Source organism: Synechococcus sp. R55.8 (genome assembly GCF_047461895.1).
GTDB lineage: Bacteria > Cyanobacteriota > Cyanobacteriia > Thermostichales > Thermostichaceae > Thermostichus.
Genome location: NZ_JANSIB010000082.1, coordinates 1 through 7,298 on the forward strand (window position 1 = coordinate 1; position 7,298 = coordinate 7,298).

Here is a 7,298-nt window from a genome sequence, read left to right on the forward strand (position 1 = left end):
AGCGATTGTGTTCCCACCACGCAAAGCGCTCTGCCAAGCGGTAGTTGTACTGCTTCCGTAACAAGTCTAGCCACTCGCTCATCAAAGCAATCTGGCTGGGCGTAGGTCGCAAACGGTACTGGTAAGCAGTTCTCATGGAGGCAAGGGTAATCTACTGGAATGAATCCTACCCTATTGCTTCATGCGGTGGGGTTACCGTCTCGGTTTTAGGCCAGTCCATTGAAAACCAAAGTGTCCCCGCCTCTCATCCCGACCTTCACCCTGGATAGTGGTGAGTGGATAGTGACTAGCCACTAGTCACTAACAGAGGGCAGGGCTTCCCGGCGGTCTAGCTAACGCTACGCATCGCCAACAGGAGCGATGAGCAGGGGAAACGCTACAAAAAACAAACCGTGAAAAATCCCCCGGCCTCAAGGGTGAGGAGAACGTCAAACTGCCCAAAATTCCCCTGCAATTTGCAATGGCCACAAAAGGGGATCCCTAGAGCTTGCGGGAATAGAACTCAACCACCAAAAGCTCGTTGACCGGGGCGCAAATTTGCTCGCGGGGGGGCAATTCCTTGATGCGTCCGCGCAGCTTTTCTTTGTCAAACTCCAGGTAGTCCGGCAAAAACAACCCCGGATACTCCGCGTAGGCGGCCACCAGCTTGCGGGAAGATTCCTTATTTTTTACTGTAATCACATCCCCCACTTTGCAGCCATAGCTGGGAATGGTTACCTTTTGGCCGTTAACCTCTATGTGGCCGTGGCTCACGAGCTGCCGAGCTGCCGGAATGGTTGGAGCCATGCCCAGACGAAACACGATGCAATCCAACCGCATTTCCAGCATTTGCAGCAAGGCCAAACCGGTGGATCCCTTGGAGCGCCGTGCCTTGCGCATGTAGCGGATCATCTGCCGCTCGCTCAGCCCGTAGTTGAAGCGCACCTTCTGCTTTTCTTCTAAGCGAATGGCATATTCGGATTTTTTCTTGCGCTCGGCGCCATGCATACCGGGCGGGTTGGTATTTTTGGGGCGCTTGCGCGTCAAGCCGGGCAGATCAAGTCCCCCGAAGCGACGAATAATTTTTAGGCGGGGGCCTGTGTAGCGGGACATGCGGGCATTTCTCCGAAATCAGCAAACAAAGTCAGCAAGAGATGGTCAGCTGGGGAGCAAGAGGACGAGGCACCAAAAGAATCGGCGATCTACTATATTAAGCGTTTAGTTCCTGCTTTGGACAAGGGGTCAAGGCTGTCTTTTGGGATCCCGTCTCCACCGTTGTATTCACCCTGTCAGTCGTAGTGAACCCCCAGCTGGGTGCGGATGAAAGCGCGATCTTCGCTAAGCAAGCCGTTGAGGGTGCGCCGTTCCCCCAAGATGGGATCCGGATCCAGGCCGATGGCTTCCAAGTCGGCCAGCACCATCAGCTCCACCAACTGCGGGAAGCTCACCTTGGGCTCCCATCCTAGGACTCGCTTGGCTTTTGAAGCATCCCCCAACAGCAGATCCACCTCGGTTGGGCGGTAGTAGCGGGGATCGATCTCGATCAACACTTGGTCTTTGTACAACCCCTGTTCGGCTTGGCCGGAGCCTTTCCAGGTAATCGGCAGGCCCACCAGCGCGAAGGCCCGTTCCACAAACTCGCGCACAGTGTGGGTTTCCCCGGTAGCCAGCACATAGTCATCCGGCTGGGGTTGTTGGAGCATCATCCACATCCCCTCGACGTAGTCTTTGGCGTAGCCCCAGTCCCGCTTGGCATCCAGGTTGCCCAGGTAGAGCTTGTCCTGTTTGCCGGCCACAATGCGGCTGACGGCGCGGGTGATCTTGCGGGTTACAAAGGTTTCCCCTCGCCGTGGGCTTTCGTGGTTGAACAAGATACCGTTGCAGGCGAAGAGGTTGTAGGCTTCGCGGTAGTTGACCGTCTGCCAGTAGCCGTACACCTTGGCACAGGCATAGGGGCTGCGCGGGTAGAAGGGGGTGGTTTCCTTTTGCGGGATCTCTTGCACTAGGCCGAACATCTCCGAGGAGCCTGCCTGGTAAAACTTCACCCGGATCCCGGTGCGCTGCTGGTAGTCGCGGATGGCCTCTAGAAGACGCAGCGTGCCCATGGCCACTGCATCGACGGTGTATTCCGGCGCATCAAAGCTCACCCGCACGTGGGATTGGGCCCCCAGGTTGTACACTTCCGTCGGCTGCACCTGTTCCAAAATCCTGCGCAGGGTGGTGCCATCCGTGAGATCCCCGTAGTGGAGAAACAGCCTGGCCTGGGGGTTGTGGGCATCCACGTAGATGTGGTCGATGCGGTCGGTGTTGAAGGTGCTGGCGCGGCGGATGATGCCGTGAACTTCGTAGTTTTTCTTCAACAACAGCTCGGCCAGATAGGAGCCATCCTGTCCGGTGATGCCGGTAATTAGGGCACGTTGGGTCATAGAGCTGGGGGCAAAGACTAGGAAAACACCAAAAATCAAAATGGCCTGAGGCTCAAGTCCAATGGCAAAACTCAAACCTCAAAGCGGAGACCTTGAAGCTAGAACATTATAGTGCAGCGGGACTCCTTCTCCTCAGGCAGGGCCCGCCGAGGCACAGTCCTGACCGAGGGTGTGGTCTTTCAACCGCTGCAAAGCGGCAGTCAGGGCCATGGGCCAGGGATCCGGCTGGCGCAGTTGTCGCACTCCCTGGGGCAGGCACAGCACAGAGGCGCGGCTGGTGCGGGCAATGGCTTCCAGATCCGGCAAGGGATCCAGCAGCAGCCCTTTTTCCATAACTTTGCGCAAGAGCGGTTCGTAGCCAGGAGGCGGGGGCTCGTCAGCATGGCCCAACAAGTCTCCTTCAGGGCCGCGAAAGATCTGCTTGCGACCGGGAAGGGTGGCTTTGGCAAAGGAAGCTTTGGCCACCGGGATCCCGTTGATTTCCACCAATTTGTACACCCCGTTCACGCCTTCTCCGGTCACCAGGCGGGTGCCCACCCCATAACCGCTGATGGGGGCTTGGGAGCGATGCAGGCGCTCGATCTCGTATTCGTCCAAATCCCCACTGACGAACACCGGGGCGCCTTGAGGCAAAATTTGTTTCACCCGGCGAGAGAGATCTTCCAAATCTCCCGAGTCGATGCGCACCCCGCCGATTTCCCCCTGGGATCCCAGTTGATCTGGGCTTCTGGCCGCAAAGAGCTGGGCTGCTGTGCGCGCCCCTTGGATGGGATCGTAGGTATCGATTAGAAGCGCAGCTTGGGGAAAGTAGCGCCGAAAGGATTGAAAGGCGCGGGTTTCGTCTCCCGAGAGAGCAGCAATGGCCATCACTAGGGAATGGGCCATGGTTCCTGCCGGCTTGCGCCCCAATTTCAGGGCTGCCAAGACGTTGGAGGTGGCATTGAACCCTGCCGCCAGAGCCGCCCGGGCTGCCCACAGCCCCGCCTGGGGACCAAAAGCTCGCCGGGTGCCGAACTCCAACAAAATGGCCTCATCCCCTGCTGCATCTCGCATACGGGCCGCCTTGGTGGCGATCAGGGTCTGGTAGTTAAAGGTGGACAGCAGATAGGTCTCCACCAGTTGGGCTTGCCAGAGGGGGGCTTCCACCCGCAACAGGGGCTGGTTGGCGAAAATGGCGGTTCCTTCCGGCACCGCCCACACATCCCCCTCAAACCGGCAGCGGGCCAGCAGCTCCCAAAAGCGCTCCGGCGCATCGGCGAAAATGCCCGTTTCCCGCAGCGCTCGCAAAGCCTCGGGGGCGAAGCTCAGTTGCTGCAGATAGTCCACTGCCTGGGTGAGCCCCATGGCGATTAGGTAGCCATAGTCGGTGGGCAGCCGCCGCACAAACAGCTCAAAGGCAGCGGGCTGAGACTCTAGCCCTTCCCCCACGTAGCAGGCGGCCATGGTGAACTGGTACAGGTCGGTTAGCAGGCCATAGTCTTGGGGCCGCAACGACGAGAAATCAGGGCTCAACATGAAAAAACCTCAAGGCAGAAGCCGATGGGGAGCGATGGGATCGAGCAGAGAGCTGTCGCCAAGGTTATAGTGAAACTTACCATAAGTAAGCCTGCCTGTCCGGGATCCACCAGAAGCACCGCAACCCCCGAAAAGCTCGAAAAATCGGTCTCAACAAGACGCCAAATCCAAACTTAGCCGAGAACACAGGCGGCCATCTGGACAAAACCTCTTCCCCAACTTATAGTGAAACCAACCATAAGTACCAGCCCGACTTCCTTTAACCTTAGATTAACCTTAGATCAAGCTTGTGCAAGCCTGGTCAATCCAGCCCCCACCGGAAGAACGCCATGAATACCACTCTACAGGAGCTAACTGTTAAGGCTCCAGCGGGCCTTCCCCCCCACTTTGATCCGGAGCGGGTGGGAGAGATTTGGCGCGTGCCCTACCAACAGCGGGCAGCAGAAGCCGAGCTCTGGGCCAAGGAGCAAGGGATCCCGCCGGCAGAGGCGGATCGGGTGCGGGTGGGCTTGTTGCTCATTGATGTGCAGAACACCTTTTGCATTCCCGGCTTTGAGTTGTTTGTGGCCGGTTCCGGCGGATTGGGAGCGGTGGAAGACAATCGACGGCTTTGTCAGTTCATCTACCGCAATTTGGCTTGCCTCACCCAGATCATTGCCACTCTCGACACCCACACGGCCATGCAGATCTTCCACCCCGTCTTTTGGGTGGACGCGCAGGGAGCCCATCCTGAGCCGGCCACGGCCATTTCGGCAGCCGATATCCGCTGCGGACGCTGGCGGGTTAACCCCGCCATGGCTGCCAACCTCACCCAGGGGGATCTGACGCGGTTGCAGGTCTACGCTCTGCACTACGCCGAGCAGTTGGAGCAGGGGGGAAAATATCCCCTCATCGTCTGGCCCTACCACTCCATGCTGGGGGGGATTGGCCATGCCCTGGTGCCGGCGGTGGAGGAGGCGATTTTCTTTCACGGCATGGCCCGCTGCAGCCAGCCCAGCCTGCAGCTCAAGGGAGCCAATCCCTTGACGGAAAATTATTCCGTGCTTAGCCCGGAGGTTTTGACTGGGCCGGAAGGGGATCCCATCGACGAGAAAAATGAGCTCCTCATCCACCACCTGCTGCAGTTTGACGCCCTGATCGTGGCTGGCCAAGCCAAAAGCCACTGCGTGGCCTGGACGGTGAGCGACCTGCTGCAAGAGATCCAGGCCACGGATCCCAGCTTGGCCAAGAAAGTCTACCTTCTGGAGGACTGCACCTCGCCGGTGGTGATTCCCGGCGTTGTGGATTTCAGCGAACAGGCGGAGGCCGCCTTCGCCCGCTTTGCGGAAGCAGGAATGCACCGAGTGCGCTCCACGGATCCCATCTGGGAGTGGCCTGAGTTTCCCCGGGATCCCAGCTGACCTCCAACATCCGGTATGATGCAGCAGGATCCTCTGCTGGAGCAGCCCTGTGTACGGTCGCGGTAGCGGTGCGGAGCACTCTCGCGGTAGCGGTGCGGAGCACTTTTGGGATCCCCGCCCTGAGGCCAGTTCCACCGTCTCCAGCAGTCTGCGCCCCCCCAGCGGTGCCCGGGATCTCCTGCCGCGGGAAGTACAACGGCGGGAGAAGCTGGAGGCTCAGCTGACCCGGGTTTTCCGGCGCCATGGCTACCAGCGCATCATCACTCCCACCCTAGAGCGGCTGGAAACGCTGCTGGCGGGGGGATCCATCCGCGCTGAGTCGGTGCTGCAACTGCGGGATGGCGAAGGGACGATGCTGGGGCTGCGCCCCGAGTTCACTGCTTCCATTGTGCGGGCGGCAGCCACCCGTCTAGCCGGTGGGCCTTTGCCGTTGCGGCTCTACTACCACGGCAGCGTTTTTCGCAACAGCCGGCGGGAGGAGGGATCCTACAGTAGCCAGGAGTTTTTTCAGTCCGGAGTGGAGCTGATCGGGGCAGGGGGATGGCTGGCAGATGCCGAGATTCTGCTGCTGCTGGCCGATTGCATTCGCTCGATCGGCATCTCTTCTTGTGTAAACGGGACGGAGGCCGCCTGGACGCTGCTGCTGGGAGATGTCAGCCTCACCGAGAGTTTGCTCAGCGCCGTTGCCCCCACGGCTCAAGCGGCAGTGCGCCGTGCCATTGCCCAGCTCGACTACGTTTACCTGGAATCGGCCCCTCTGCCGGAAGCCGCCCGCCAAATTGGCTTGCAGATTCTGGGGCTGCGGGGACAGCCCGGCTCAGTTCTTTCTGACCTGGCTCAGTTGCCTGTGCCGCCTGAGCGGCTGCGGGATCTGCGGCAGCTCTGCCAGGTGCTGGAGGAACACGGGGTGCGGGTGGTGCTGGATCTGAGCTTGTTGCAAACCCTGGCCTACTACACCGGTATCGTTTTTCAGGCAGTGGCGAGCGGGGAGGTCATTGCTCTGGGGGGGCGCTACGACCGGCTGCATGCTCTCTACAGCCCTCAGCAGGTCGAACAGCCGGGGATCGGCTTTACCCTTCTGCCGGATACGCTGCTGCGGCTCTTGCCCCCCGATCCCCAAACCGAGGAGATGGGCTGCAAACGGTTGGTGGTGCCCCTGGTGCCGGCAGGGATCCCGGCGGCGCTGGCCTTGGCCGCCCGCTGGCGAGAAGAGTGCACCGCACCGCTGACGCGAACGGAGGCGGTGGAGCTGGAATTGCTGGATCGGGCCCCTGAAGAGATCGAAGCCTATGCCCGCCAATGTCGGATCCCGGAGATCGCCTGGGTACAAGCCGACGGCAGCTACCACATCACCCACCCGGGCTAATGCTGGCAAGGTTGACCTCCCAACAGAGACGGGGCTGCACCAGTTGCAACAGGTGTTGGCGAATGCGTTCCAACTGCCGGATGGCGCTCTGCACCCCTGGCGCAAACGGCTGACGGGATCCCTGCGCCCAAAAATGCTGCTGCAAATAATCGATCAGCCACAGTTGTGCCGGCAGCTCCAAACTGGCCACCGCTCTGCCCAATTCCAATGCCTGCTGGAGAGAAGAGTGCCAGGGCCAACGTTTGAGTTCCTCAAGGAGCGACGGCGGGATCTGCTGCAGGTGCTGGTGGGCCAGCAAGGCCAAGCCGGGGCTGCCCTGGGCCAAGGCAATCAGCTCGGATCGAGGGATCCCTGCCAGATCTGGGCAACCCAACCCACTCAGCACCCGGTCGACCTCTTCTGGGCTGAGGCGGCGAAAAGGCACCATCTGGCAGCGGGACAACAGCGTCGGCAACAGCGAGGCCGCCTGGGGGGCGATGAGTATAATATGGGCTGGGCCTGGCTCCTCCAGGGTTTTCAACAAAGCATTGGCAGCGCTTTCCGCCAAGGTTTCGGCTCCCTCCAGCACCACCACCGCTCCCGATCGCGTAAGCGGGACGGAGTCCTTTAGCG

6 protein-coding genes and 1 pseudogene are annotated in these 7,298 nt (G+C 60.1%); 2 read left to right on the forward strand and 5 right to left on the reverse strand.

What is annotated here, in order from left to right; all coding sequences use genetic code 11:
- The 4 genes from NW829_RS09040 to NW829_RS09055 all read right to left on the reverse strand — a co-directional run.
- The coding region (locus tag NW829_RS09040; protein WP_414416921.1) for a helix-turn-helix domain-containing protein at window positions 1–136 on the reverse strand (136 nt) is incomplete at its 3' end.
- Between the two features lie 344 nt (window positions 137–480).
- A complete protein-coding gene (gene rpsD, locus NW829_RS09045) occupies window positions 481–1,092 on the reverse strand; it encodes a 30S ribosomal protein S4 (RefSeq protein WP_011432724.1) in 612 nt (203 codons plus the stop codon).
- A gap of 176 nt (window positions 1,093–1,268) precedes the next feature.
- Window positions 1,269–2,405, reverse strand: coding sequence for a GDP-mannose 4,6-dehydratase (gene gmd / locus NW829_RS09050; RefSeq protein ID WP_414344822.1), 1,137 nt, complete (start codon window positions 2,403–2,405; stop codon window positions 1,269–1,271).
- Window positions 2,406–2,537: 132 nt separating this feature from the next.
- Window positions 2,538–3,920, reverse strand: a complete 1,383-nt coding sequence (locus NW829_RS09055; RefSeq protein WP_414413854.1) for a nicotinate phosphoribosyltransferase — start codon at window positions 3,918–3,920, stop codon at window positions 2,538–2,540.
- Between the two features lie 329 nt (window positions 3,921–4,249).
- Between NW829_RS09055 and NW829_RS09060 the strand changes: the two genes are divergently transcribed.
- Together NW829_RS09060 and NW829_RS09065 are read left to right on the forward strand one after the other, a co-directional pair.
- Entirely contained in the window at window positions 4,250–5,320 is a 1,071-nt protein-coding gene (locus NW829_RS09060) for an isochorismatase (protein WP_414416919.1), read from the forward strand.
- A 49-nt stretch (window positions 5,321–5,369) separates the two neighbouring features.
- Window positions 5,370–6,686, forward strand: a complete 1,317-nt coding sequence (locus tag NW829_RS09065) for an ATP phosphoribosyltransferase regulatory subunit (RefSeq protein ID WP_414344827.1) — start codon at window positions 5,370–5,372, stop codon at window positions 6,684–6,686.
- Here NW829_RS09065 and NW829_RS09070 read toward each other — a convergent pair.
- Window positions 6,670–7,298: pseudogene (locus tag NW829_RS09070) on the reverse strand (DNA polymerase III subunit delta'); the annotation flags it as partial. The gene NW829_RS09065 and the pseudogene NW829_RS09070 sit on opposite strands and share 17 nt — an antisense overlap.